Consider the following 24,508-nt stretch of genomic DNA (forward strand, 5'->3'; position numbering starts at 1 on the left):
GTCGCGCCGTACGCCAGCACAGGAGGCCCTGGCCGGCGATCAACCCCGTGACGGCGACGTACATCGGATTGCGGAAGTAGCGATAGAGCCCGGTGACGACGAGGCGCTTGAGAGGCATCACGGGCGCCGGTGTGCCGAGGCCCTGCAACGCGAAGCGAGCGAACGAATCGAGCAGGATGGGCAACCCGGCCACGATCAGGGCGGCGCCGAGCACGCGCGCGATCGGGAACAGCGCAGGCGCGAGCTGCGCGCGGATTGGGCGAGCGCTGGCTTCGGCGACGTCCTGCGCGATTTCCGAAATCTCCCTGGCGCGCGCGCTATGCTTTGCGCGGGCCTTCCACTCACAATCCGACGAGGAGAAACGCAATGAGGTCACGCCGCTTCACGACTCGCAATGGAACCGAACTCGCCTTCTCGGCCCTCGGTCTGGGCACGGCACCCCTGGGCGACCTGTACGAACTGCTGGACGAGAAAACCTGCATCGTCACCATCGAACAGGCATACGCCAGCGGGGTGCGCGTGTTCGACACCTCGCCGCACTACGGCAACGGTTTGGCCGAAGCGCGCGTGGGTGCAGGCCTGCGCCACCTGCCGCGCAAGGACGTGATCGTCTCGACCAAGATCGGGCGAGTCATGGATGCCTTTGCCAAGCCACCGCCGAAGAACCCCGATGTCTTTTCGCCGGGCTTTGCCGGCGGCCATCCGCATGCGCCGCGCTTTGACTATTCCTACGACGGCACGATGCGTTCGGTCGAACAGTCTTTGCTGCGCACCGGCCTGGATCGCCTGGACATCCTCCTGATCCACGATTGCGATGTGTGGACGCACGGTCCGGTCGATGCGCCCGTGCGCTTCAAGGAGGTGATGGAGGGCGCCTACAAGGCGCTCGAGAGGTTGCGCAGCGAGAGGATCGTCGCGGCCATTGGGGTCGGCATCAACGAGTCCGACATCGCGGTGAAGTTCGCGAAGGCCGGCGATTTCGACGTGGCGATACTGGCGGGCCGCTACTCGCTGCTGATCCAGAACGCGTTGGACGAATTTCTGCCGCTGGCGCTCGAGAAGAATATCGGCGTGATGCTGGCCGGTGTGTTCAATTCCGGCATCCTCGCAACCGGCGCCGTGCCGGGCGCCAAGTTCGAGTACGGGCCGGCGCCCGAGAACATCATGGAGCGCGTGCGCAAGATCGAGGCGATCTGTGCAGCGCATGCCACACCGTTGCGCCGCGCGGCGCTGCAGTTCGCGATGGCGCATCCCGCGGTCGTGACGGTGCTGCTCGGCGGCGTGACGCCACAGGAGGTCCAGGCCAACTCCACCGATGCCGATCAGCCCGTGCCGGCCGCACTGTGGCGCGACCTTCAGTCCGCCGGCCTGCTGAGTCCGGCCGCACCGATCGGCTGAGCGCTTTGCCGGCGCGCGTGGCCCGACGTGTCACTCGTTCGCGCTGCGCGCCCGTAGTCTGTCGAATAGCACCGCCACGATGATGAATCCTCCGACGAAGGTGCCCTGCCAGAAGGTACTGATGCCCAGAAGGATCAGGCTGTTGCGAATCACCTCGATCAAGGCCGCGCCCACCACGGCGCCGAAGGCCGTGCCGATGCCGCCCGCCAGGTTGGTTCCGCCGATGACGGACGCCGCGATCACCGACAACTCCATGCCCTGTCCCAGGCTGGTCGTCACAGTGCCGAGCCAGCCGACTTCGAGCACGCCCGCAATGCCCGCGCACAGCGCGCAGAACATGTAGACGCTCACCTTCACCAATTTCACCGGCACACCCGTCATCGTTGCCGCACGTTCATTGCCGCCGATGGCATACAGGTGCCGGCCCCAGCGCGTCCAGCGAAACAGAAAGCTCGCGATCAGGAGCAGAACGATCAGGAAGAGCACCGGGCTCGGCACCCGGATGGGGTCGACGAAGGGCAGTGACACGCTGACGAAGCCGCCACCCAGCGCGAGCAGTTTCGGCTGGTCCGGCCCGAACTCGTAGACCATGCGGTTGTTCGACAGCACCATCGCGAGGCTGCGCACGATGGAAAGCATGCCCAGCGTGACCACGAACGGCGGCACGCCGATGTAGGCGATCATGAAGCCATTGATCGCACCCGCCAGCAACGATGCGCCCAGTGCCAGCGGAATCGCCACCCAGATCGATGTGCCCGTGTGCATCGTCATCCCGACCACCATGCCCGACAGCACGAGCACCGCGCCCACCGACAAGTCGATGCCCCCGGTGACGATGACGGCCGTCATTCCGATCGCAATGATCGCGACGAAGGCGAAGTTGCGAGTGACGTTGAAGAGGTTCTGCTGCGTCGCAAAGACATCGCTCGCGAAGGTAAGCACCACGAACGCGACAACGGCCGCCACCGAAACCCAGAAGGTCTGCTGGCTGACGAGCCAGCTCAGCCAGTTGCCATGCACGCGCCGGTCGATGCTGTCCTCGAGGCTTGCGGCCATGTCGGACTGCCTTGTCGTTGGGTCGGGTGTGATCATGCGGTTTCGATGGCGCCGGTGATGAGGCCGGTGACCTCCTCCGGGGAACTGTGGGCGATGGGCTTGTCGGCCACCTTCACGCCGCGGCGCAGCACGACGATGCGGTCTGCCACCGCAAACACGTCCGGCATGCGATGGCTGATGAGCACCACCGCGATGCCGTGCTCTCGCAGGCGCCGAATCAGGTTCAGCACCTCGGCGATCTGGCGCACGCTGATGGCGGCCGTGGGCTCGTCCATCAGCACGATCTTCGGATCGGCCAGGCGTGTGCGCGCGATGGCCACCGCCTGCCGCTGGCCGCCGGACATCCGGCGCACCAGGTCGCGCGGCCGTGTCTCCGACTTCAACTCGGCAAAGAGTTCGGCCGCGCGCTTGAACATGGCGCGATAGTCCAGCACCTTGACGGGGCCGAAGCCGCGCGTGAGTTCGCGCCCGAGGTAGACGTTCTCGGCCGCCGTCAGGTTGTCGCACAGGGCGAGGTCCTGGTAGACGATCTCGATGCCTTCGCCGCGCGCGTCGGCCGGCTTGTGAAAGGCCACCGTGCGGCCTTCCATCATCACCGTGCCGTCGCTGGGCGGGTAGTTGCCCGCGACGATCTTCACCAGCGTCGACTTGCCGGCGCCGTTGTCGCCCATCAGGCCGACGACCTCGCCGGGCTCGATGCGCAGCGAGACGTCGATGAGCGCCTGGATGGCGCCGAAATGCTTGGAGACCCGGGCGAGCTCCAGAACAGCCATGCGACTACTTCGCCGGGCACTTGTCCAGATTGGTCGGCACGCATTCGTCCAGCCCGGTGTAGAGCGGGTCGGCGACCTTCTTGCCACCAATGAGGTCGATCAGCACGGCGGGCGCGCGATGCCCCATTTCGAAGGGGCGTTGGCCGATCTGCGCATGGCTGCGGCCATTCTTCAGCGCGTCGAGCTGCGGCGGCAACGTGTCACCGGCGATGATGATCAGCTCCTTGGACTTCAGCTTGGCCATCACCTGGTCCGTCACCTGTGCATACGCGGACGGACCGAACTGCGCCCAGCCCCCCACGAGGATGAAGGCATTGAGCTTCGGATTCTTGGTGAACACGTCCGACATCTGCTGGTTGGCCAGGTCGATCTGGTCATTGGTGAAGAGCGGACAGCCGTCGATCTCGGTCCAGCCGCCGTCACCCTTCAGCCGATCGACGCCCTTCTTGCCGGCAATGGTGTCGCGGAAGCCGGCTGCACGGGCATTGATGTTGTCGGCGGCCACGTTGCCCAGTTGCATGCAAACCGTGCCGCCCTTGGGATTGAGCTGCTTGAGGTGCTTGGCCATCAGCACGCCCATGTCGTAGTTGTTGGTGCCCAGGTAGGTCTTGCGCAGCGACCGGTCGGCCGCGGCAAGATCGGCGTCGATGGTCATGATCGGCATCTTCGGTGCCTTGGCCTTGAGCATGGTGGCCATGGCCGGCGCGTTGGAGGGCGAAATGGCGATGCCCGCCACGCCCTTGTTGATGAGGTCTTCGACGATCTGCACTTCGCCGGCCTCGTCCGCGCTCGATGCCGGCCCGGTGTAGAGGCAGGTGTATTCGGAGCTTGGGTTTTCCTTGTTCCAGAGCGCGCAGCCGTCGCCGAGCACGGTGAAGAAGGGGTTGTCCAGACCCTTGACCACGACCGCCAGGGTCTTCTTCTGGGCCATCGCCGGTGCGGCGACGAGAAGCGCCGCCAATGCTGCGCCGACAAACTTGAGAAGCGACTTGTTCATTGCGTCTCCTGGATTATTGGATATGCACAACTGTCGAAATCTCTTGCACCGCCGGCAAGCCGCGGATCTCTCCTGCGGCTGTTCGTGACCCAAGAGAAGTCGGACTATAGGACCGGGGCTGGGCGCTGTCGAGCGTGTAGACCCGAACCGTGAGCAGGTGGCGGGCCTTTTGGACTAGTCCGCGCCGCTGGCGGTGACGCGCCAGATGACGTCGCCCACGTCGTCAGCCACCAGCAGCGCGCCGTCGGGCCCGATCGCGACGCCGACCGGACGCCCGTACGGCTCGCTTTCGTCGGGCGACAGGAAGCCGCCCAGGATGTCGCGCGGAAGGCCTGCCGGGCAGTGCGGCCCCAGTCGCAGTGCCCGCGGCAGGGCAGCCACAGGCCATCTCCTCAAATGTGGGGAGATGCCGGCAACTCGGAGAACGCAACTGCACGCCGAGTTCGCCTAGTGTTCTCGCTGCCAGGCGCTCGTCGTGCACGCATATGGACAGAGCGAAGAGCAGTTGCCACAATCCACCGTAGCAAATTCGAGATCCGCCCCCCAATGTGAAAGTGCCTGTCGCCAGTCACCAACTCAAATGAAGTCTCAGATGCATTGGGCAAGACCTGTTCTGTGGCTTGCAATGATTGCTGCCATGGCATGGACCACGCACGTCCACGCGCAAATTGCTTTCATCGCTCGGCACGTCATCGGTCGGGTGGAGCAGATGTCGCAACAGCAAGGCAACGGCGGCGTTGCGTACGACACCGCCGCCGTGGTGGTTGAGGTTCCTGCCGAGAAAGTCTACGCCGTCGCACTCCGCAACCTCAGTGCCCAGCCTCAGTTGCGGATCACTGGCCAAGACCAGCAAGGGCGCTCCATCCAGTTCACGAACAACGTCCAGATCGCGGGGCTGCAGGTCAACGCACTATCGGACAAGCTTTCTCAAATCCTGATCACGTCTGCCCACACGGGCGACCAGAACGTCTCATCGCTCATCCTCGAACGCATCCTTTTGTTCTGCTCGGAGATGAAGGTGAAGTGTTCGAAGGGTTCGAACTAGCCCCCTTTGCCGACTTTCGCGTGGGCGAACGCCGGACATTCATGCATCGGCGGCGGCATCCATCACAGCGAGACTTCGAACCGGCCTGGCTGCGGCAGCATTGGCCCACGAGCGAGGCGATCCGCCACAATGTCCCCATGCAAACGCCGGACCTGCGCAGTCGCCTTCTGGCCATCCTGGCCGCGGACGCCGCAGGCTATTCGCGCCTGATGTCGCTTGATGAGCGCGGCACCGTCGCGGCGCTCCGCGCCGCGCGCGCGGTTTTCCGCGAGCATGTCGTCTTGCACGGCGGACGCGTGATCGATACGGCAGGCGACTCGGTGCTGGCGGTGTTCGATAGCGCCGCGGGTGCCGTCACGGCGGCACTCGCAGCGCAGCGAGACCTGGCGGGGCTCGCGACCGGCTTGCCCGAAGACCGTTGCATGCACTTTCGCATCGGCGTGCACCTGGGCGACGTGATCGAAAAGGCCGACGGTACGGTGTACGGCGATGGAGTGAACATCGCGGCGCGGCTGCAGGTTCTTGCCGAACCGGGCGGCGTCACACTTCTACCTGCACGATTTGTTTTCCGGTTTACCGGGAGCGCTGGAGCGGGCCTTCGAATTGGCGGAGTTGGCCAAGAGCCTCGATCCGAGCCTGCCCCTACATTGGCCACGCCTGTTTCTTGATGCGTCGTTTCCAGGATGCCGTGCAGTTCATCAAGCGAAGCGTCGCCCACAATCCCGAATCGTTACCCGCGCATTTCTTTCTCGCCGCGTGCCATGGCCAGCTGGGTGAGGACACCCTTGCGCACGAGGCCTTGGCGGAGGTTTGGCGCATCAGTCCCGGATTCTCGATGGCATCGGTGCGGGCCATCGCAGCCTACTGGCGCGCAGCGGATCTGGACTTGCTGACCGAAGGTCTTCGCAAGGCAGGGATGCCGGAAGAAGCGCGGTTGGTGGACTGATCTCGACTATCGCTTCGGAGCACGCGTGATCCGCAGAATGTGGTGATCCCTGACTTCGAAGTCCGGAATATCCAGGTCGGCCATCTGCAGCAGCCGCGCGTCCTGGTCCGCGTACTGCTTGATCGCGCGGCCAGCGTAGTCCCATTCGGCAAAACGGCACGGATCGTGATAGCCGCCTTGCCACGGGCGCACCGGCGCGTAGCGGTCCGCGCCCTTGGGCAGGTGTTCCACCTCGCATCCGTCGGCCGGGCTCAGCAGGGAGTAGATGAAGAACGATGGACGCCCGGCCGCGATCGGACGATGGTTCCAGGTGTGGGCGGTTTGCGCCTCAAGGTCATCGAGCATCGCATCGGTGGTTCGCACGAGGGCCAGGGGTGTACGTTGGAAGGTGTAGAACTTCGGGCTGCCCGTCGGAATCTCCGCGAGGTCGATGTCCAGGTAGGCCGCCTCCTTGCGTTCCATCCCCGTCATCCAATAGACGACGGCAATCCAGGCACCCGTGGCGACCAGGAAGGCGATCACAAGCAGAACGCGACGTAGGGTCACTTCGTATCGAGGAAGCCTTGGAGTCTTTAGGACCGGATCGGCTCCACGTCCATGAAATGGATCATCCCACGCTGCTGGGAATTCCGTAACGCTTGGTTACCAAATGTCCAAGGCCCCTGCTCGCGAGAACGGCCCCTCCTTTTGCGAGAAAGGGGTTCAATGTGAGCTGATCACAATTCACTGGGGGAGCGCGATGTCCAGGGTAACTGCGGCGCCAACAGCCAACTTTGTGACTCGGGATTCAAGCCCATCGCCGTTCCGTGCGCGGCATGGCGGGGCGCGAACGCGAAGGTCGCGATGCTTCGACGCCCCGACTGCCTGTAGAGCGCATGGGATGCCGGTCTCGGCGGCGCTCCTCTTGTCGGCGCCGTGACTGCGCACGAAGTACCGCAGGAGCCCCGGAAATGACGAAGTACTGCGACTCGTGCCACACGGCCAACAAGGACCGCGCCAGATATTGCCGTGGCTGCGCGGGCAAGTTCTCAGGCCTGCGCTTCGACGCTGGGGCCTTCCTTCCGACGTTGCCGGATGCGCGCGCGGCGGGGGCCATGCCACCGTCCAGACCGCTGGACCGCGTGGTTGCGCGCGCATCGCTTCGAAAGACGGTGCCAGTGCCAAAGCGAGGCCCATGGCTCGCGCTGGCTCCGCGGGCCGCCATCCCGCTGCTGTCGCTGTTGTTCGTCCTCTTGGTGTCGTCCGCGGGTGTCGTGTATTGGCATTCGACCCGGGCGGTCCGGGAGGCGCCGGTCCCGAGTTCGCCACAGCGCCTCATTCAGACGGCGCCTGAGACTCGAGACGCGGTCGCGGTCGCGATCCCGGACCCGGTGTCGACAGTCTCGAACTCGCCGCCCGTGTCGTTGCAGATGCCGCCTGCATCCGCGCCCGAGGAGGCGCCGCAGAGCCCCGTCGCTGCGACGATGACCGACGTGTCACTGCCGGGCCCGGAGCCCCGAGCCGATGCTCACGCAGACCCACCGGTGGAGGCCGCGAGTCAGGAGACGACCGGGGCCGAAGTGTCCGCCAGCCCGGATCGCCCTGTCGCCAAGCCGTTGTCGAGCCCCCGGCGCCGCGTCCAGGTCGTCGCCTCGGCGCCGAAGCGACGCGAGGCGGCGACCACGTTCGAGAGCGCTCCCCGGGCGCCGCTCGCGCCTCTCCCATCAGCTGCCGCCGAGGCTGCACCGGTGCGAGCGGGGCCGCCCGAGACCTCGCAGGCGGTTCGCTCGGGAATCGCGTCCAGGGCCGTAGGCAATCTGCCCTGTGATCGCTACAACCCCTTCGGCGAGGCCGTTTGCGCCAGCACGACCCAGTCGGCTGGCCCGGGGACGCAGCCATCGGCGGCCACCGGAACATCGCTCGCCAGCACCCGAGGAACGGGCTGGACTGCGCTGCGTGGCATGGCCGTGGCGAGCGGTGGTGGGCCTGCGAGCCAGGCTGATGGTGGCGGAGCAGGCGGCGGCGGCTCGGGCGGTGGAGGCGCAGGTGGAGGTGGAGGTGGAGGTGCCGGTGCAGGCGCTGGTGCTGGTGGTGGTGCTGGTGGTGGTGCGGGAGGTGGTGGGGGCGCCGGTGGTGGTGGTGGCGGGGCAGGTGGAGGGGCCGGTGCTGGAGCGGGTGGCGGAGCGGGAGCGGGTGGTGGCGCTGGCGGGGGAGCCGGAGCGGGTGCTGGCGCTGGTGCCGGAGCAGGAGCAGGAGCAGGAGCAGGAGCAGGAGCAGGAGCAGGAGCAGGAGCAGGAGCAGGAGGCGGACCTGGGGCCGGAGCCGGTCCTGGAGGTGGCCCCGGTGGCCCCGGCGGCGCCGGCGGGGGTGGCGGAGCAGGGGCTGGCCCCGGGGGCGGCGCCGGTGGTGGCGCGGGCGGGGCCGGTGGTGCGGGCGGCGGACCCGGTGGTGGTGCCGCCGGGCGTTAGGCAACAAGGGGGCAGTCGATGATGAACCTCGATGCGCTGGTCGAGCCCGACCGCGTTCACAAGACCGTCTACACCGATGCCGCGATCTTCGATGCCGAGATGGAGAAGATCTGGGAGCGCATATGGGTCTACTGCGGCCACCTGTCGCAGGTGCCGAATCCCGGCGACTACCACGCCGTCACCATCGGCCGCCAGCCGATGTTCATGGTGCGGCAGGCCGACGGCTCGGTGCAGGTTCTGCACAACCGCTGCCCGCATCGTGGCGTGCAACTCGTGGGCAACCTGAAGGGCAACACGGGGCACAGCATCGTCTGCTCCTACCACGCGTGGAGCTTCCACCTGGACGGCAGCGTGCGTGCAATCCCGCTGGCCCAGGGCTATGAAGGCACGCGCATGACGCGCGACAACCCCGACTGCGGCGTGAAGCGCGCAGCGCGCGTGGAGAGCTATCGGGGCTTCGTCTTCGCCAGCCTCTCGCACGACGGCCCTTCGTTGAAGGAATTCCTCGGCGAGGCGCGCGTCGCCTTCGACGACATGTGCGACCGCTCGCCGGTCGGCGAGGTGGAGGTGGTGCCGATCTGCCATCGCGTGATCCAGCATTCGAACTGGAAGTTCTTCATGGAGAACCAGCTTGACGCGCTGCATCCCTCGGTCACGCACCAGTCGACCGGCATCGCGGCCGGGCGGGTCGAGAAGCGGCTGAAGGCGCAGCAGGAGAAGGTGCCGCTGTACTACCACTACCTCTCGGCCTTCGCGTCGAGCTTCGAGCAGTGGGACTCGGTGCAGACGATCAATTTCCCGCGCGGACACGGCATCCTGAAGGCCTACATGGGCCTGCGCCCGCAGGACCCCGACACGCTCGCGCACGAGGCACTGCTGAAGCAGGCCTACGGCGAGCAACGCGCCGAGGAATACCTGTCGCGCAGCATTCATCACGTGCTGATCTATCCCTACCTGTCGGTGCAGTCGCCCTTGCAGCAGCTGCGCTGCCTGCGGCCGATCGCGCCCGACAAGACGCTGTCGGAGATCTGGCACTTCCGCCTCAAGGGTGCGCCCGAGGCCATCTATCGCCGCAGCCTCTGGTACTACAACCTCGTGAATTCTCCAGCCACGATGATCAATGCCGACGACCTCGAGAACTGGACCAAGGGGCAGTGGGGTCTGCAGTCGAATGGCGGCGACTGGGTCAGCTTCCATCGCTACTTCGGCGACGACCGCGAGGAGGGCGGCGTGACCTATTCCAGCCACGGAACTTCCGAGGCGGTGATGCGAAGCCAGTTTCGCGCCTGGTCGACCTACATGGCTTCGTAGTGCAGGAGCCACGTCATGAGCCAGCCATCTTCCGACAGCCCGAGCGCCGCCATCCCGAACGCCGGACCCGACTTCGAGCACCTGCTCGCGCAGGACGTGGTGATCGAGGCCGCGAGCGGCGATGCGCCCACCGGCGCGCAGGTGCTCGCACCCGACCACTCGCCGCGCGCACCGCAGCTCGGCGCCGCGCCTGCCGCGCAGGCCGTGCCGCGTGCCGGCCTGGTCGTGGACAGCGACCTGCAGCGCGAGGTCGAGCAGCTGCTCTACCTGCAGGCCGAGCTGCTCGACCGCAAGCTGTGGCAGGCGTGGATGGACCTGTTCGACGACCGCGGCGTCTACTGGATGCCGGTCACGCTCGAGCAGACCGAGTGGGAGGGTTCGCCCTCGATCTTCGCCGAGGACAAGCTGATGATGGAGATCCGCAAGGGCCGCGTCTCGCACCCCAACGCATGGTCGCAGGCACCGATGTGGGAGACCAATCACATCGTCGGCAATGTCGCGATCGAGTCGGTGGACGGCGCGACTTTCCATGTGCGCTCGCGCTTCCATCTGATGGAGCTGCGCCGCGACACGGTACGGCATTTCGGCGGCACCTACCGGCACACGCTGGCGCGCGACGCGGGCGGCGCGCTGCGCATCGTGCTGCAGCGGGTCGACCTCTTCAACGGGCAGGCGCCGTTCGACTACGTGCTGCAGATCTGGGTTTAGCTGCCAAGGTGCCTGTCAGTTCGGCGGCGGCGCGATGTTCTCGTCCTTCACCACCTGGGTCCAGCGCGCGACCTTCGAGGCTCAGGCGGTCTCGGCCAATGCCTCGCCCAGCGCGCTGACCAGCCGCTCGATCTCGGCCTTCTCGACGATGAAGGGCGGGGCGAGCTGGATCGTGTCGCCGCCGTAGCGCACGTAGAAGCCCTTGCGCCAGCACGCCATGGCCACCTCGTAGGGGCGGCGCGCCGGCTCGCCCGGCAGCGCCGCCAGCGTGATGCCTGCGGCCAGGCCGTAGTTGCGGATGTCGACGACGTGCCGGCTTCCCTTCAGGCTGTGGACCGCCGCCTCGAAGAAAGGCGCCAGCGCCGCGACCCGTTCGACCAGCCTTTCCTTTTGCAGGACCTCGAGGGCAGCGATGCCCGCGGCGCAAGCCACCGGGTGGGCGGAATAGGTGTAGCCATGCGGGAACTCGAGCAGGTAGTCGGCCCCGCCGACCGCCATGAAGGTGTCGTAGATGGCCTTGCTGGCGATCACGGCGCCGAGCGGCTGGGCCCCGTTGGTGACCTGCTTGGCCACGTTCATGATGTCGGGCACGACCCCGAAGGCGTCGGCGCCGGTCATCGCGCCACAGCGGCCGAAGCCCGTGATGACCTCATCGAAGATCAGCAGGATGTCGTGGGCCGTGCAGATCTCGCGCAGGCGCTGCAGATAGCCCTGCGGCGGCACCACGACGCCGGCGGAGCCAGAGAAGGGCTCGACGATCACCGCCGCGATGTTCGACGCGTCATGCAGCGCAATCAGGTCGAGCAGGCGCTCGGCCAGTGCCGCGCCGTGGTCCGGCATGCCGCGGCTGAACGCGTTGTCGGCGAGCTGCGTGTGCGGCAGGTGGTCGGCTTCGATGCTTTGCCCGAACAGCTTGCGGTTGGCACCGATGCCGCCGACCGAGATGCCGCCGTAGTTGACGCCGTGGTAGCCCTTCTCGCGGCCGATCAGGCGCGTCTTGCTCGCCTGGCCCCGGGCCCGCCAGTAGGCGCGCGCCATCTTGAGCGAGGTGTCGGCGGCCTCCGAGCCCGAGCCGGTGAAGAAGACGTAGTCGAGGCCTTCGGGCGTCAGTTCCTTGAGCTTGTTGGCCAGTTCGAAGGACAGCGGATGCCCGTGCTGGAAGGCCGGCGCGTAGTCGAGCCTGGCGATCTGCCGGCTCACGGCTTCGGTGATCTCGGGGCGGCCGTGGCCCAGCCCCGAGCACCAGAGGCCCGACAGGCCGTCGAAGATCTTGCGGCCGTCGGCGTCGGTGAAGTAGGCGCCGCGGGCTTCCACGATCATCCGCGGATCGGCCTTGAACTGCCGGTTGGCGGTGAAGGGCATCCAGTGGGCGTCGAGCCAGGCGGCGTCGGTGCGCACCACGGGCGTCAGCGCAGGCGAAGGGGGTGTCAGGACGGTCATGGGATCTTCCCGCGGGGCAGGCGGCGTCGAGTGGTTGGGCGATCATTCTTGGCAGCCTTCATACTTCGTCAAAGGCACCAATATCAATGTTCACTTGACGAATCATGAAAGTAACGAAGGCTTCCAGATCGAAGGCCGTGCTGGGCCATCTCAGCGACATGGACCTGCGCCTGCTGCGGGTCTTCAAGAGCGTCGTGGAGTGCGGCGGCATGGCCGCCGCCGAGCTCGAGCTCAACATCGGAACCTCGACGGTCAGCCGCCACGTCAAGGATCTCGAAACGCGGCTGGGCGTCGTGCTGTGCCGGCGTGGGCGCGGCGGTTTCGCGGTGTCGCCCGAAGGCGAGCGCGTCTATCGCGAGACGCTGCGCCTGCTGGCGTCGGTCGATGTCTTTCGCGAAAGCATCGATGACATCCACCAGCGCATGGGCGGCCGGCTCGAGGTCGCGGTGTTCGACAAGACCGCCACCAACCCCGAGGCGCGCATCGGCGATGCCATCGCGCGCTTCAACGACCGCGCGCCGGACGTGAGCCTGAGCATGCACGTGGCGACCATCAATGCGATCGAGCGCGGCATCATCGACGGCGGCTTCCACGTCGGCGTGATCCCGGCGCACCGCAGCTCGGCCAGCCTGGCCTACACCGACCTGTTCGGCGAGAAGATGCTGCTCTACTGCGGCGCCGGGCATCCGCTGTTCGACGGTCCCCACGGCGGGCTCACCTGGGCGCGCCTCAAGGGTCATGCCTTCGCCGGACTCGGCTACCACTCGCCCAACATGGAACTGAGCCACCAGGCGCGGCTGGTCCGTACGGCGACCGGATTCGACCAGGAGGCGATCGCCACGCTGATCCTCTCGGGGCGCTTCCTGGGCTTCCTGCCCGACCACTACGCCGAGGCTTTCGAGCGCCGCGGCCAGCTGCGGGCCGTGCGGCCGGACCGCTTCCACTACGACTGCAGGTTCGTGGCGATCGTGCGCCGCGCACCGCAGCCTTCGCGCGCCGCGCAGCTGTTCGCGCAGTGCCTGGCCGAATCGCATGCGCGGGGGCGCGCAGGCGTCGGCTGAGGACGGTCCCGGCGTGGCGCGGTCGCTACGCCGGATGGATCTTCGCTGCCACTTCCCAACTGTGGCCCGCGGGATCGACGAAGCTCGCGCAGCGCATGCCCCAGGGCTTGTCGACAGGGCCGGCCAGCAAGGTCACGCCGCGTTGCTGCAACGCGCGGCAGACCGCATCGACGTCAGGGACCCAGATGCTGAGCTGGAAGCGGGAGCCGGCATCTGCCGCGGCCACGCGGCCAGGCTGGACGAGCTCGCGGGCGCTGTCGACCTTCAGCAGGTTGACGATCAGGTTTTCGAAACCGACCGCCACCGAGTTCTGGTCCTCGAAGATCACCTGAACGCCGAATACGGCCTGGTAGAAGGTCTTGGCGGCCTGCAGGTCTTCGACGAACAGGCTCATGGCACTGATGCGCTGCAGTGAGTTTGTCATTGGGAGGCCCTCCTGCGTGGGGTTGAGACGACCATCGGACAGGGGTGCCGGCCCGGATCTTGTCGAGACATGCTGCGAACGACATCTTCACTCCTGGTTGCATCACCCGCCAGCCCGCCCCTCGGCCTTCGACGCCTCCCTTCTGTTTTGGCGGATCATCGACATTTTTTCGATTTTCGCGGTAACTAAGACAGTTCCCCTCTAAGCTTATGGAAAGGAAGTATTTGTAAATGGCATGATAAATGCCTGATGATTATCAATATGGATAGTCAAACCCATGGAACTGCGCCAGCTTGAGGCCTTCGCCGCCGTCATGTCGACCGGAAGCGTCACTGGCGCCGCCCGGCTGCTGGCGCGTTCGCAGCCGGCGGTGTCCAGGCTGGTGCAGGAACTCGAAGCCGAGATCGGCTATGCGCTGTTCACCCGCCATGGTCCCCGCGTGACGCCCAGCGAGCAGGGCTTCCTGCTCTATGAAGACGTGGAGCGCGCCCTGGGCGGCCTCCAGCAGATCCATCTGCGCGCGGCCGAGATCGCGCGCGGCAACGCGCAGCCCCTGGTGCTGGCCGCCACCTCCGCGCTGGCGGTCGGACTGCTGCCGCAGGCCTTGCAGCGCTTGGAAGCGCAGGCCGGCGCCGCGCCGATCCAGCTGCGCAGCGCCTCGCCCGAACAGGTCGTCCATGCGGTGCTCAGCGGCGCAGTCCAGCTCGGCGCCAGCAGCCTGCCACTGGAGCATCGCGGCCTCGACGTGCACTGGATCGGCGAGATGCCCTGCGTGGCCGTGCTGCCGCACGACGATCCGCTGGCCGCCCACGCGGTGGTGCCTCTGGCGGCGCTGGCGCAGCGCCGGCTCATCACGATGAGCAATCCCTTTCGCCTGCGCCGCCGGCTCGACGCCACCCTGGCGCGCGCCGGCCACCCGCCGACGCAACAGGCCGCGCTGATCGAGACCAACTCCTCGGTCAACGCTCAAGCGCTCGCGCGGGCCGGCCTCGGCGTGGCGGTGCTGGAGCCGCTGACCGCCCGCGGCGCCCCGATGGAGGGCCTGGCGGTGCGGCCGCTGGACACCGACATCCCTTTCATCTTCGGCGTGGTCACGCCCCAGGCCCGGCCGGTCACGCCGCCCGTGCGCGCGTTGATCGACGCGCTGCTCGAAGCCGCCAGCGCCCTGCCGCATTTCGTGCGCCACGATCCCTCCGCCCATGCGGCCCTGTTGCAGAGCGTCTATGGCGACGCTGCGCGGCCGTCCGGCGACGACACTTCTTTCTGAAAGCATCCGCGATGAAGGCCAAGCTCCCACCACCGATCGCCGAAGCGCCCGCCGGGCTGGCGGCGCTCGAGGCACGCCTGCGCCAGGACCTGGCCTGGCTCGGCCTGCCCGCCAAGCCCTGGGTGCCCTTGAAGGACGGGCCGGGCGAGGCGCCGCTGGACGTGGCCATCGTCGGCGGCGGCATGGCGGGCCTGGCCCTGCTGGCGACGCTCACGCACCTGGGCCTGCGCGCCCGCATCTACGACCGTTCGCCGGCCGGCTTCGAAGGGCCCTGGGCCACGACCGCGCGGATGGAGACGCTGCGCTCGCCCAAGGAACTCACCGGCCCTGCGCTGGGCCTGCCGGCGCTGACCTTCCGCGCCTGGTTCGAGGCCCAGTTCGGGCTGGCGGCCTGGGACGCGCTCGACAAGATCCCGCGCCTGCAGTGGGCCGAATACCTGCGTTGGTATCGCAGCGTGCTGGGCCTCGACGTGCGCAACGAACAGCAGGTGCGGGCGGTGCTGCCGCGCGTCGACGGCGTGGTGCAGCTCGACCTGGTGGACGGCACGGCCGATGGCAGGGCCTACAGCGTCCAGGCGCGCCACGTGGTGCTCGCCACTGGCCGCGACGGCCTGGGCGGCGCCTGGGTGCCCGACTGGGCGGCCGCGCTGCCACGCGATCGATGGGCCCATTCGTCCGATCTCTGGGACGCCGAAAGCTTGCGGGGCCGGCGCGTCGCGGTGGTCGGCGGCGGGGCCTCGGCGATGGACGCCGCCGCCTCGGCGCTCGAAGCCGGTGCCGGGCGGGTCGACCTGCTGATCCGGCGCGCCGACCTGCCGCGCGTCAACAAGGGCAAGGGCGCGGGCAGCCCGGGGATGGTGCATGGCTTCTGGCAGCTGCCGGACGAGTGGAAATGGCGCATGCGCCACTACATCAACGTCCAGCAGGTGCCGCCGCCGCACGGCAGCACGCTGCGCGTGTCGCGCCATGCCGCGGCCCATTTCCAGCTCGGCACCTCGGTGCTCGGCGCCGTCCGGCGGGCCGACGGCGTGCTGCGGCTCGACACCAGCCGGGGCCCGCTGGCGGTCGACTTCGTGGTCTTCAGCACCGGCTTCCGCACCGACTGGGCGCTGCGTCCCGAGTTCGCCGCCTTCGCGCCGCAGGTGCGGGTCTGGCAGGACCGCTTCGCACCGCCCGAGGGCACGGCCGACACCGAACTGGCCGAGTCGCCCGACCTCGGCCCGCTGTTCGAGTTCCAGCCGAAGACGCCGGGCGCCTGCCCGGGGCTGGAGCGCGTGCACTGCTTCAACTACGCCGCCTCGCTCTCGCACGGCGCCGCGGCCGGCGACATCCCGCAGATCACCGACGGTGCCCAGCGGCTGGCGCGCGGCCTCGCGGCCAAGTTGCTGAGCGAGGACGCCGAGCTGCACTTCGCCGCCATGCAACGCTATGCGGAGCCTGAGCTCGATGGCGACGAATGGACGCCCTCGGTGCTGCCGCCGTACGTCGAGGCGGCCGACCGCGAGGTCGCCCGGTGAGCGCCGCGCCGGGCCGCCCCAAGCAAGCTCGCGCCCCCTCGGGGGGCAGCGAGGACACGCAGTGCCGAGCGTGGGGGCCGAAGTGACCGGCTGGCTGCTGCGCCGCCTGCTGCAGGCGCTGCTCGTGGTGGTGGCGATGACGCTGATCGTCTTCATCGGCCTGCACGCCATCGGCAACCCGATCGACATCCTGATCGGCGAGGACATGAACCAGCAGGAACGGCTCGCCGCCATCGCGCGGCTCGGGCTCGACCAGCCGCTGTGGCGCCAGTACCTGGCCTTCGTCGACGGCGCGCTGCACGGCAGCCTGGGCCGCAGCTTCGTCTACCAGGAGGACGCGGTGCGCCTGATCCTGCAGCGCCTGCCCGCGACCATGGAGCTGGCCTTCGCGGCGCTGCTGATGGCGATCGTGGTCGGCGTGCCGCTGGGGCTGTTCGCGGGCATGAAGCCGGAGCACCCGGTGTCGCGCACGCTGATGGCCACCAGCATCGTCGGCTTCTCGCTGCCGGCCTTCTGGGTGGCGCTGATGCTGATCATGGTGTTCAGCGTGCAGCTGGGCTGGCTGCCCGCCAGCGGCCGCGGCGAGACCCGTGCGCTGTTCGGCGTGCAGTGGTCCTGGCTGACGCTCGACGGGCTGCAGCACCTGCTGCTGCCGGCCTTCAATCTCGCGCTGTTCAAGATATCGCTGGTGCTGCGGCTCACGCGCGCCGGCGTGCGCGAGGTGCTGCCGCAGGATTTCGTGAAGTTCGCGCGCGCCAAGGGCCTCTCGCCGACCCGCGTGATGCTGATGCACGTCATGCGCAACACCATGATCCCGCTGGTCACGGTGCTCGGGCTGGAGCTGGGCGCGACCATCGCCTACGCGGTGGTCACCGAGACCATCTTCGCCTGGCCGGGGGCCGGCAAGCTGATCCTCGACAGCATCAACTCGCTCGACCGGCCGGTGGTGGTGGCCTACCTGATGGTGGTGGTCGTGATCTTCGTGACGCTGAACCTGATCGTGGACTTGCTCTACAAGCTGCTGGACCCGCGGGTGCGGCTGGAAGGTGCCCGATGAGCGGCGTGAGCGTGGCGAAGACCTACGACGAGCGCTCGATCTGGTGGCGGGTCGCCGCCGACTTCCTGCATTCGCGCATCGCGGTGGGCGGCCTGGTGGTGCTGGGCATCGTGGTGCTGGCTGCGCTGCTGGCGCCCTGGATCACGCCGCAGAACCCCTACGACCTGCTGCAGCTGGACGTGCTCGACGCCCGCCTGCCGCCCGGTTCGCACAGCAGCGAAGGCGGCTACACCTACTGGCTCGGCACCGACGGGCAGGGCAGGGACCTGTACTCGGCCATCATCTACGGGCTGCGCATCAGCCTGACGGTCGGCGTCGGCTCGGCACTGATCGCCGCGGTGGTCGGCACGCTGGTCGGACTCGTGGCCGCCTACGCGGGCGGCAAGGTCGACGCGCTGCTGATGCGGCTGGTCGACCTGCTGCTGTCGTTCCCGACCATCCTGATGGCGCTGATGATCCTGGCCTACGTCGGCAAGGGCGTGGGCAACGTCATGCTGACGCTGGTGCTGCTCGAATGGGCCTACTACGCGCGCACCGCGCGGGGCCAGGCCCTGGTCGAGGCGCGCCGCGAGTACGTCGATGCGGCGCAGGGGCAGGGCATTCCGCGCTGGCGCATCCTCACCGGCCACATCCTGCCGAACTGCCTGCCGCCGCTGCTGGTCATCGGCGCGCTGCAGATCGCGCGCGCCATCACGCTGGAGGCGACGCTGTCGTTCCTGGGGCTGGGCGTGCCGATCACCGAGCCCTCGCTCGGCCTGCTGATCTCCAACGGCTACCAGTACCTGTTGTCGAACGAGTACTGGATCAGCTTCTTTCCCGGCGTCGCCCTGTTGGCCGCCATCGTCGCGATCAACCTGGTCGGCGACCAGCTGCGCGACGTGCTCAACCCGAGGTTGCAGAAATGAGCGCCGTTCTCGCGCCCGAACTCGAACTGCCGACGCTGGAAGTGCGCAATCTGCAGACGCGCTTCCACACGCGCGCCGGCGTGCTGCCGGTGGTCGACGGCGTGTCGTTCACGCTGGGCCGCGGCAAGGTGCTGGGGCTGGTGGGCGAGTCGGGCTCCGGCAAGTCGGTGACCGGCTTCTCGATCATGGGCCTGGTCGATCCGCCGGGCCGGGTGGAGGGCGGCCAGGTGCTGTTCCAGGGCCGCGACCTGACGCAGCTGGCGGCCGGCGAACGGCGCGCGCTGCGCGGCAACCGCATCGCGATGATCTTCCAGGACCCGATGGCCACGCTCAACCCGGTGCTGCGGGTCGATGCGCAGATGATCGAGGCGGTGCAGGCGCACCGGCGGGTCTCGGCGGAGGAGGCGCGCCGCCATGCCCGCGACACGCTGGGGCGGATGGGCATCCCGAGCCCGGACGAGCGGCTGCGCGCCTACCCGCACCAGCTCTCGGGCGGCATGCGCCAGCGGGTGGCGATCGCCATCGCGATGCTGCACGGCCCCGACCTGATCATCGCGGACGAGCCGACCACGGCGCTGGACGTGACGATCCAGGCGCAGATCCTCTCCGAAGTGCAGAAGCTGGTGCGCGAGACCGGCACGTCGCTGATCTGGATCAGCCACGACCTGTCGGTGGTGGCCGGCCTGGCCGACGAGATCGCCGTGATGTACGCGGGGCGCATCGTCGAACACGGCACGGTGGACGACGTGCTCGACCATCCCCGCCATCCTTACACCCGCGGCCTGATCGACAGCCTGCCCGGCGCCAACGAGCGCGGCGCGCGGCTGCGGCAGATCCAGGGCATGACGCCCAGCCTGCTGAAGATGCCGGCCGGCTGCGCCTTCGCGCCGCGCTGCCCCCATGCGGACGCGGCCTGCGAAACGCGCCCGGAGATCTCGCGGCCGCGCCACGAGGCACCCTGGCACCAGGTGCGCTGCTTCCATCCGCAGCAGGGCAGGCCGGCGCAGCCGGCAGCGGTGCGCCTGCCGGTTGCGCCGCGGGCGCCGGCGGCCAACGACCAGGCGCCGCCGCTGATCGCATTGCGGCAGGTCGCGCAGCGCTTCGGCGCCACGCCGCCGCCCGGTGTGGTGGGGCGCGCGCTGCGCAGCGTCGGCTGGAGCCGGCCGCCGGTCGTCACGCATGCGGTCGACGGCGTCGACCTGTCGGTGCGGCCCGGCGAAGTGGTCGGGCTGGTCGGCGAATCCGGCTGCGGCAAGTCGACCCTGGGCCGCATCGCGGCCGGCCTGCTCAGGCCCACCGAAGGCGAAGTGATCGTGGGCGGCACGCCGGCCGCGGACTTCACGCCGGCCGAGCAGCTGGCCGCGCGGCTGCGCATCCAGATGGTGTTCCAGGATCCGTATGCGAGCCTGAACCCGCGGCTGCGCGTCTCGCGCATCGTCGGCGAGGCCGCCTTGCTGCATGGCCTGACCGACGCCGCCGGGCTGGACGACTACGTCTGCGCCCAGCTGCAGCGCGCCGGGCTCGACCCCGCGCTGCGCCACCGCTACCCGCACCAGTTCAGCGGCGGCCAGCGCCAGCGCATCGGCATCGCCCGCGCGCTGGCGGTGCAGCCGTCGATGCTGGTGAGCGACGAGGCGGTGGCGGCGCTGGACGTGTCGATCCAGGCCCAGATCCTGAACCTCTTCATGGACCTGCGCGACCAGCTGGGCCTGGCCTATCTGTTCATCAGCCATGACCTCGGCGTGATCGAGCACCTGTGCGACCGCGTGGCCGTGATGTACCTCGGCCGGGTGGTCGAGAGCGCGCCGGTGGCCGAGCTGTTCGCGCGGCCCGCGCATCCCTATACCCAGGCGCTGCTGGCCGAGATCCCGAGCATCGAGGCGCGCGGCGCGCGCTTCAGCGCGATCCGCGGCGAGATCCCGAGCCCGATCGCGCCGCCGTCCGGCTGCCACTTCCATCCGCGCTGTCCGCAGGCGATGCCGCGCTGCCGCACCGAGACGCCGCGGCTGCGCGGCATCGCCATCCATCACGCGAGCGCGTGCCATCTGCACGACGCCCACTGAGTCCCTGCTTCACTTGTCCTTCCTGAGGGTATCCACATGAACCGCCTGCTTCCCATCGTTGCCGCCGCGCTGCTCGTCAGCGGCGTCGCCGCGTCCGCCCAGACGCTGTCCATCGGCTTCGCCGACCCGATCTCCTCGGTCGACCCGGAGCTCAACAACCATGCGGGCGACCGTTCGCTGGCGCTGCACTTCTGGGACTCGATCATCAATTCGCGGGACGGCGGCAAGCTGGAGCCCGCGCTGGCATCGAGCTGGAAGGCGCTCGACGACAAGACCTGGGAATTCAAGCTGCGCACCGACATCAAGTGGCAGGACGGCTCGCCCTTCACGGCCGACGACATCGTGTTCTCGTTCCAGCGCGCACGCAGCGTGCCGGGCAGCGTGGCCTCGTATTCGGGCGCGCTGCGCACGGTCGAGTCGGCCACCGCCAAGGACCCGGCCACGCTGATCGTCAAGACCAGCACGCCCAACCCGATGCTGCCGCTGGACATCGCATCGATCTACGTCGTGAGCAAGCATGTCGGCGAGAAGTCCAAGACCGAGGACTACAACGCCGGCCGTGCCGTCGTCGGCTCGGGCCCCTACAAGTTCATCTCCTACGTGCCCGGCGACCGCACGGTGTTCGAGCGCAATCCCGGCTACTACGGTCCGAAGCCGCTGTGGGAGAAGGTCAACTACCGCTTCATCAGCAACGGCGCGGCCCGCACGGCGGCACTGCTGGCCGGCGACGTCGACGTGATCGACAAGGTCGCGGTGACCGACGTGGAGAAGCTGCGCAAGGACCCGAAGGTCAGCGTCTACACCTACCCGGGCCTGCGCGTGCTGCTGCTGCAGCCGAACTTCAAGGCCGGGCCGAACGAGTTCATCACCGACAACGCGGGCAAGCCGCTCGAGAAGAATCCGCTGCTCGATGTCAGGGTCCGCCAGGCGCTGTCGCTCGCCATCAACCGCAAGGCGATCGTCGACCGCATCCTGCAGGGCACCGTGACCGAGGCCAACCAGTGGATGCCCAAGGGCAGCTTCGGCTACAACCCCGAGGTGCCCGCCATTCCCTACAACATCGAGCAGGCCAAGAAGCTGCTGGCCGAGGCGGGCTTCCCGCAGGGCTTCCAGATCGCGATCCACGTGCCGGGCGACCGCTATCCGCAGGCGCCCGAGACGGTGCAGGCGGTGGCGCAGTTCTGGAGCCGCATCGGCGTGAAGACCAAGGTCGAGGTGGTGCCCTGGTCGGTGTATTCGAGCCGGGCCACCAAGAACGACTACGCGGTCAGCGTGATCGCCTGGGGCAACGGCACCGGCGAGGCCGGCTACGGCCTGCTGCAGACCCTGGCCACGCCCGACGCCAAGCGCGGACGCGGTTCGAACAACTGGGGCGGCTACAGCAACGAGGCGGTCGACAAGGCGCTGGATGCGGCCACCGTCGAGTTCGACGCCAAGCGCCGCGAAGCCATCTTCCGCCATGCCGCCAAGCTGGTGACCGACGACGTCGGCCAGATCCCGCTCTACCACTACCAGAACATCTGGGCCGCGAAGAAGGGCCTGAAGGTCGTGCCGCTGCTGAGCGACCGCACGACCGCGATGCAGGTCACGCAAGTCAAGTGAAGGCCGGCGCATGAGGCTCAGCATCACGCCCGAGGACGCGCTGATCGACGTGCCGCGGCGGATCGCGCTCGATGGCCTGGCGCCGGGCGAGCAGGTCGAGATCGCCAGCCGCACGCTGCGCGGGGCGGGCGTGCCTTGGCGCGCGGCGGCGCGTTTCGTCGCCGATGCCGAAGGCACGGTCGACCTCTTGCGCGACGCGCCGGTGGCGGGCAGCTACCAGGGCGTGTCGGCGATGGGCCTGGTCTGGTCGCAGGTGCCGGACACGCCCGGTGCGCGCGAGCTGTTCGGCGGCGAGCCGGCGGCGGCGCTCGCAACCGACATCCTCGTGCGGCGCGACGGCGACGCCCGACCGGTGCGCGGCGGCTTCGTGCAGCGCCTGGCCGCGGCAGGCGTGACGCGCCGCGAAGTGCGCGAGGAGGGCCTGGTCGGCACGCTGTTCCTGCCCGCCGGGCCCGGTCCGCATCCCGCCGTGATGATCCTCAACGGCTCGGGCGGCGGCATCAACGAGCCGCGTGCCGCGCTGTATGCCTCGCATGGCTACGCGGCATTCGCGCTCGGCTACTTCAAGGCGCCGGGCCTGTCGGACTACATCTCTGCCACCCGGCTCGAATACTTCGAGACGGCGCTGGCCTGGATGCATCGCACGCTGAAGCCGCTGCACGGCTTCGTCGCCCTCAGCGGCCAGTCGCGCGGCGGCGAGCTGGTGCTGCTGCTCGGCACGCTGTTCCCGGCGTCGGTGTCGGCCGTGATCGGCTATGTGCCCGGCGCCGTGGTGCACTGCGCGCAGAACGCCTGCGATCCGGCGCTCGGCCGCGAAGGCCCGGCCTGGATCTTCCGCGGCCGCCCTCTGCCGCATGTGTGGGAGAACAACCGCACCGCGACCTGGGCGCCCTGGGACGAAGGCCCCGAGCCGCGCCGCCATGCCGATGCGCTGCTGACGGCGCTGCAGGATCCGGACGCGGTAGAACGCGCGCGCATCCCGGTGGAAAAGATCCGTGGCCCGGTGATTGTGCTGTCGGCCACGGACGACGGCTCCTGGCCGTCGAGCCTCTACGGCCGCATGGTGACCGAGCGGCTGGCGCAGTTCGGACACCCGCATGTGGTGGCGCACCTGGACTTCGAGGGCGCGGGCCACTCGATCCTGTTCCCCTGCGTGCCGACCACGCAACTCGGCTATGCCCACCCGGTGTCGGGCCGTCGCAGCACTTCGGGCGGCACGCCCGCCCACAACGCGCATGCGGACGAGGCTTCCTGGCAGGGCGTGCTGCGCTTCCTGCAGCAGGCCGTGGCCGCGCGCATCGCATCCCCTGGAGACACAAGCCCATGACCGATTCGAATCCTTCCGTCGACCTGGTCGACGCCTCCGTGCCGCTCGCGGCAGGCAGCGCCACGCATGCGGTGCGCCATCAGCGCCACAAGGTGGTGGCCGCAACGCAAGGCAGCTACGAGGCCCTGTTCGAACCCGACCTCTCGGGCTCGCCGCTGGTGGAGCGGCTGCTCGTCGCCGACGCCATTGCACGCAGTGCGGGCAGCGACGCGCTGCACGCGCACTACCGCGCGCGGCTCGACGCCCTGGCGCCGCTGAGCCCGGCGCAGCAGGCCGCGGCGGACGGTGCGGCGCCCGAAGCGCTGGGCCAGGACCCTCGCCTGCAGGCCGTGCTGAGCTTCGCCCGCACGCTGACCGATCGTCCGGTCGAAGGCGACCGCGAGGCGCTGCTGAAGCTGCCGGCGGCCGGACTGTCGACGCCGGAGGTCGTGGCGCTGGCGCAGCTGATCGCCTTCGTGGCCTACCAGGTGCGGGTGGTCGCGGGCCTGCGGGCGCTGGCCGAACTCGGCGGCGACGGCGCGGCGCCGGCCGCGGACGAAGACACGGTGCCGTTCGTGCATCCGGCGAACCTGCCGCCGCCCGGCGCGCCGCTGCGCATCAACGGCTACACCAGCGAGACGCTGGGCTGGAAGGCCTGGCTGCCGACCCTCGACCTCACGCAGGCATCGCCCGAGCAGGTGCGCGTCCTCGACAGCAGCCATCCGAAGGCGCGCAGCTCCGACTACTACCTGCTGCTGGTGCTGCAGCCGCGCATCCTGCAGGAGCGGGCCACGGTGTTCAACGCGATCATGTACGCGCCCGGCGGGCTGTCGCGCGCCGAGCGCGAGCTGGCGAGCGCGGTGGTCTCGCGCATCAACGGTTGCGTGTACTGCGCCTCGGTGCACGCGCAGCGCTTCGAGCAGCTGGCGCGGCGCAACGACGTCATCGCGCAGGTCTTCGAAGCGCCGGAGACCGCCGGCACCACGGCGCGCGAGCGCGCGATCGTCCGGCTGGCGATCGCGCTCACCCGCGATCCGGCGGGATTCGGCGCGGCCCAGCTGCAGGCGGTTCGCGCCGCCGGGCTCACGAACCTCGAGATCCTCGACACCCTGCACGCGGTCGCGATCTTTGCCTGGGCCAACCGGCTGATGCTCAACCTGGGCGAGCCGGTGTACGGCTGATCGG

General features: G+C 68.6%; 23 protein-coding genes and 2 pseudogenes. 17 read left to right on the plus strand and 8 right to left on the minus strand.

Annotated elements, in window-relative coordinates; all coding sequences use genetic code 11:
* Positions 1-22: 22 nt before the first annotated feature.
* Positions 23-376: pseudogene (locus tag QTI68_RS40270) on the minus strand (methyltransferase family protein); the annotation flags it as partial.
* On the opposite strand from QTI68_RS40270, the gene QTI68_RS37000 reads away from it, so the two are divergent.
* Positions 367-1,398 carry an aldo/keto reductase gene (locus QTI68_RS37000; protein WP_286529208.1) on the plus strand — a complete coding sequence of 344 codons (1,032 nt, stop codon included), beginning with the start codon at positions 367-369 and terminating at the stop codon, positions 1,396-1,398. The pseudogene QTI68_RS40270 and the gene QTI68_RS37000 overlap by 10 nt on opposite strands.
* A 30-nt stretch (positions 1,399-1,428) precedes the next feature.
* On the opposite strand, the gene QTI68_RS37005 is transcribed toward QTI68_RS37000, so the two are convergent.
* The 4 genes from QTI68_RS37005 to QTI68_RS37020 form a co-directional block, all read right to left on the minus strand.
* Positions 1,429-2,454 carry an ABC transporter permease gene (locus tag QTI68_RS37005; protein ID WP_286529209.1) on the minus strand — a complete coding sequence of 342 codons (1,026 nt, stop codon included), beginning with the start codon at positions 2,452-2,454 and terminating at the stop codon, positions 1,429-1,431.
* A 32-nt stretch (positions 2,455-2,486) separates the two neighbouring features.
* Positions 2,487-3,227 (minus strand): ATP-binding cassette domain-containing protein, encoded by a 741-nt coding sequence (locus QTI68_RS37010; protein ID WP_286529210.1) that lies wholly within the window; start codon positions 3,225-3,227, stop codon positions 2,487-2,489.
* Between the two features lie 4 nt (positions 3,228-3,231).
* Entirely contained in the window at positions 3,232-4,224 is a 993-nt protein-coding gene (locus tag QTI68_RS37015; protein WP_286529211.1) for a substrate-binding domain-containing protein, read from the minus strand.
* Between the two features lie 174 nt (positions 4,225-4,398).
* Complete coding sequence (locus QTI68_RS37020) at positions 4,399-4,605, minus strand: hypothetical protein (RefSeq protein WP_286529212.1); 207 nt, start codon at positions 4,603-4,605, stop codon at positions 4,399-4,401.
* Positions 4,606-4,861: 256 nt separating this feature from the next.
* Here QTI68_RS37020 and QTI68_RS37025 point away from each other — a divergent pair, with 256 nt between their 5' ends.
* The 3 genes from QTI68_RS37025 (at position 4,862) to QTI68_RS37035 (ending at position 6,215) form a co-directional block, all read left to right on the plus strand.
* Positions 4,862-5,269 carry a hypothetical protein gene (locus tag QTI68_RS37025; protein ID WP_286529213.1) on the plus strand — a complete coding sequence of 136 codons (408 nt, stop codon included), beginning with the start codon at positions 4,862-4,864 and terminating at the stop codon, positions 5,267-5,269.
* Between the two features lie 137 nt (positions 5,270-5,406).
* Positions 5,407-5,937, plus strand: coding sequence for an adenylate/guanylate cyclase domain-containing protein (locus QTI68_RS37030; RefSeq protein ID WP_286529214.1), 531 nt, complete (start codon positions 5,407-5,409; stop codon positions 5,935-5,937).
* Positions 5,938-5,957: 20 nt separating this feature from the next.
* Entirely contained in the window at positions 5,958-6,215 is a 258-nt protein-coding gene (locus QTI68_RS37035; protein WP_286529215.1) for a hypothetical protein, read from the plus strand.
* A gap of 6 nt (positions 6,216-6,221) precedes the next feature.
* Here the strand turns inward: QTI68_RS37035 and QTI68_RS37040 are convergent, their stop codons facing one another.
* Entirely contained in the window at positions 6,222-6,761 is a 540-nt protein-coding gene (locus tag QTI68_RS37040; protein WP_286529216.1) for a hypothetical protein, read from the minus strand.
* A gap of 1,389 nt (positions 6,762-8,150) precedes the next feature.
* Between QTI68_RS37040 and QTI68_RS37045 the strand changes: the two genes are divergently transcribed.
* Genes QTI68_RS37045 through QTI68_RS37055 form a run of 3 tightly spaced genes read left to right on the plus strand, consistent with a single transcriptional unit; the run spans position 8,151 to position 10,681 of the window.
* On the plus strand, positions 8,151-8,684 hold the full coding sequence (locus tag QTI68_RS37045) for a hypothetical protein (protein WP_286529217.1): 534 nt from the start codon (positions 8,151-8,153) through the stop codon (positions 8,682-8,684).
* Positions 8,681-9,973: an aromatic ring-hydroxylating oxygenase subunit alpha gene (locus QTI68_RS37050; RefSeq protein WP_286529218.1), complete on the plus strand. Its 1,293-nt coding sequence runs from the start codon at positions 8,681-8,683 to the stop codon at positions 9,971-9,973. The genes QTI68_RS37045 and QTI68_RS37050 overlap by 4 nt, the downstream gene beginning before the upstream one ends.
* A 15-nt stretch (positions 9,974-9,988) precedes the next feature.
* Positions 9,989-10,681, plus strand: coding sequence for an aromatic-ring-hydroxylating dioxygenase subunit beta (locus tag QTI68_RS37055; protein WP_286529219.1), 693 nt, complete (start codon positions 9,989-9,991; stop codon positions 10,679-10,681).
* Between the two features lie 81 nt (positions 10,682-10,762).
* Here the strand turns inward: QTI68_RS37055 and aptA are convergent, their stop codons facing one another.
* On the minus strand, positions 10,763-12,121 hold the full coding sequence (gene aptA / locus QTI68_RS37060) for an omega-aminotransferase AptA (protein ID WP_286529220.1): 1,359 nt from the start codon (positions 12,119-12,121) through the stop codon (positions 10,763-10,765).
* A gap of 104 nt (positions 12,122-12,225) precedes the next feature.
* On the opposite strand from aptA, the gene QTI68_RS37065 reads away from it, so the two are divergent.
* On the plus strand, positions 12,226-13,182 hold the full coding sequence (locus tag QTI68_RS37065; RefSeq protein ID WP_286529221.1) for a LysR family transcriptional regulator: 957 nt from the start codon (positions 12,226-12,228) through the stop codon (positions 13,180-13,182).
* Positions 13,183-13,207: 25 nt separating this feature from the next.
* Here QTI68_RS37065 and QTI68_RS37070 read toward each other — a convergent pair whose 3' ends face one another.
* A complete protein-coding gene (locus tag QTI68_RS37070; protein WP_286529222.1) occupies positions 13,208-13,606 on the minus strand; it encodes a VOC family protein in 399 nt (132 codons plus the stop codon).
* A 277-nt stretch (positions 13,607-13,883) separates the two neighbouring features.
* Here QTI68_RS37070 and QTI68_RS37075 point away from each other — a divergent pair, with 277 nt between their 5' ends.
* The 9 genes and pseudogenes from QTI68_RS37075 to QTI68_RS37115 all read left to right on the plus strand — a co-directional run bounded on the left by QTI68_RS37075 (position 13,884) and on the right by QTI68_RS37115 (position 24,504).
* Positions 13,884-14,873 (plus strand): LysR family transcriptional regulator, encoded by a 990-nt coding sequence (locus QTI68_RS37075; protein ID WP_286529223.1) that lies wholly within the window; start codon positions 13,884-13,886, stop codon positions 14,871-14,873.
* Between the two features lie 11 nt (positions 14,874-14,884).
* Positions 14,885-16,390, plus strand: a complete 1,506-nt coding sequence (locus QTI68_RS37080) for a flavin-containing monooxygenase (RefSeq protein WP_286529224.1) — start codon at positions 14,885-14,887, stop codon at positions 16,388-16,390.
* Between the two features lie 82 nt (positions 16,391-16,472).
* Positions 16,473-17,447: an ABC transporter permease gene (locus tag QTI68_RS37085; RefSeq protein ID WP_286529266.1), complete on the plus strand. Its 975-nt coding sequence runs from the start codon at positions 16,473-16,475 to the stop codon at positions 17,445-17,447.
* Entirely contained in the window at positions 17,444-18,352 is a 909-nt protein-coding gene (locus QTI68_RS37090) for an ABC transporter permease (protein WP_286529225.1), read from the plus strand. The genes QTI68_RS37085 and QTI68_RS37090 overlap by 4 nt, the downstream gene beginning before the upstream one ends.
* Positions 18,349-19,344 (plus strand): annotated as a pseudogene (locus tag QTI68_RS37095) (ABC transporter ATP-binding protein); the annotation flags it as partial. The gene QTI68_RS37090 and the pseudogene QTI68_RS37095, both read left to right, overlap by 4 nt.
* A 30-nt stretch (positions 19,345-19,374) precedes the next feature.
* On the plus strand, positions 19,375-20,415 hold the full coding sequence (locus tag QTI68_RS37100) for an ABC transporter ATP-binding protein (protein ID WP_286529267.1): 1,041 nt from the start codon (positions 19,375-19,377) through the stop codon (positions 20,413-20,415).
* Positions 20,416-20,451: 36 nt separating this feature from the next.
* Positions 20,452-22,017, plus strand: coding sequence for an ABC transporter substrate-binding protein (locus QTI68_RS37105; protein WP_286529226.1), 1,566 nt, complete (start codon positions 20,452-20,454; stop codon positions 22,015-22,017).
* A 10-nt stretch (positions 22,018-22,027) separates the two neighbouring features.
* Complete coding sequence (locus QTI68_RS37110) at positions 22,028-23,344, plus strand: acyl-CoA thioesterase/bile acid-CoA:amino acid N-acyltransferase family protein (RefSeq protein WP_286529227.1); 1,317 nt, start codon at positions 22,028-22,030, stop codon at positions 23,342-23,344.
* Positions 23,341-24,504 carry a CMD domain protein gene (locus QTI68_RS37115; protein WP_286529228.1) on the plus strand — a complete coding sequence of 388 codons (1,164 nt, stop codon included), beginning with the start codon at positions 23,341-23,343 and terminating at the stop codon, positions 24,502-24,504. Before QTI68_RS37110 ends, QTI68_RS37115 begins: the two co-directional genes overlap by 4 nt.
* Positions 24,505-24,508 lie beyond the last annotated feature (4 nt).

Origin of the sequence: Variovorax sp. J31P207, assembly GCF_030316965.1 — a bacterium.
Classification (GTDB): domain Bacteria; phylum Pseudomonadota; class Gammaproteobacteria; order Burkholderiales; family Burkholderiaceae_C; genus Variovorax; species Variovorax ginsengisoli_B.

Coding starts and splice junctions, on each gene's coding strand:
- QTI68_RS37030 (WP_286529214.1), top strand. CDS start 5,407: ATGCAAACGCCGGACCTGCGCAGTCGCCTTCTGGCCATCCTGGCCGCG.
- QTI68_RS37025 (WP_286529213.1), top strand. CDS start 4,862: ATGGCATGGACCACGCACGTCCACGCGCAAATTGCTTTCATCGCTCGG.
- QTI68_RS37010 (WP_286529210.1), bottom strand. CDS start 3,227: ATGGCTGTTCTGGAGCTCGCCCGGGTCTCCAAGCATTTCGGCGCCATC.
- QTI68_RS37070 (WP_286529222.1), bottom strand. CDS start 13,606: ATGACAAACTCACTGCAGCGCATCAGTGCCATGAGCCTGTTCGTCGAA.
- QTI68_RS37005 (WP_286529209.1), bottom strand. CDS start 2,454: ATGGCCGCAAGCCTCGAGGACAGCATCGACCGGCGCGTGCATGGCAAC.
- QTI68_RS37075 (WP_286529223.1), top strand. CDS start 13,884: ATGGAACTGCGCCAGCTTGAGGCCTTCGCCGCCGTCATGTCGACCGGA.
- QTI68_RS37090 (WP_286529225.1), top strand. CDS start 17,444: ATGAGCGGCGTGAGCGTGGCGAAGACCTACGACGAGCGCTCGATCTGG.
- QTI68_RS37105 (WP_286529226.1), top strand. CDS start 20,452: ATGAACCGCCTGCTTCCCATCGTTGCCGCCGCGCTGCTCGTCAGCGGC.
- QTI68_RS37110 (WP_286529227.1), top strand. CDS start 22,028: ATGAGGCTCAGCATCACGCCCGAGGACGCGCTGATCGACGTGCCGCGG.
- QTI68_RS37055 (WP_286529219.1), top strand. CDS start 9,989: ATGAGCCAGCCATCTTCCGACAGCCCGAGCGCCGCCATCCCGAACGCC.
- aptA (WP_286529220.1), bottom strand. CDS start 12,121: ATGACCGTCCTGACACCCCCTTCGCCTGCGCTGACGCCCGTGGTGCGC.
- QTI68_RS37050 (WP_286529218.1), top strand. CDS start 8,681: ATGATGAACCTCGATGCGCTGGTCGAGCCCGACCGCGTTCACAAGACC.
- QTI68_RS37015 (WP_286529211.1), bottom strand. CDS start 4,224: ATGAACAAGTCGCTTCTCAAGTTTGTCGGCGCAGCATTGGCGGCGCTT.
- QTI68_RS37115 (WP_286529228.1), top strand. CDS start 23,341: ATGACCGATTCGAATCCTTCCGTCGACCTGGTCGACGCCTCCGTGCCG.
- QTI68_RS37065 (WP_286529221.1), top strand. CDS start 12,226: ATGAAAGTAACGAAGGCTTCCAGATCGAAGGCCGTGCTGGGCCATCTC.
- QTI68_RS37000 (WP_286529208.1), top strand. CDS start 367: ATGAGGTCACGCCGCTTCACGACTCGCAATGGAACCGAACTCGCCTTC.
- QTI68_RS37080 (WP_286529224.1), top strand. CDS start 14,885: ATGAAGGCCAAGCTCCCACCACCGATCGCCGAAGCGCCCGCCGGGCTG.